Below are 239 nucleotides of genomic sequence, written 5' to 3'. Positions count from 1 at the left end.
GCGTACCGGTGTTTGTAATGCACTAGAAGGTTTAGTTGTGCATCAAGATGTGGCAGATGAGTTTTTAAATTTGTGTGCAGTTGTATTACGCCAAGAAGGTGTAAAAATAAATGCTGACAGCTTTGCAGTTAAATACTTTGATAACGCAACAGTCCTAGCTGATAACGAATTTGGTGAAGAATATCTAGACCTAGAAATCGCTATTCGCGTTGTACCAAACTTTACGGCAGCGGTTGAAC

General features: G+C 39.7%; 1 pseudogene. It reads left to right on the top strand.

Annotation, left to right across the window (positions count from 1 at the left end):
• Nucleotides 1-239: pseudogene (locus AAEZ18_RS19605) on the top strand (glutamate-5-semialdehyde dehydrogenase); the annotation flags it as partial.

The sequence above is a fragment of the Pseudoalteromonas sp. 19-MNA-CIBAN-0066 genome (genome assembly GCF_040308705.1).
Taxonomy (GTDB): Bacteria; Pseudomonadota; Gammaproteobacteria; order Enterobacterales; family Alteromonadaceae; genus Pseudoalteromonas; species Pseudoalteromonas nigrifaciens.
Note: the sequence above shows the minus strand (reverse complement) of the source record. Positions and strands in the feature narration are given on the sequence as shown.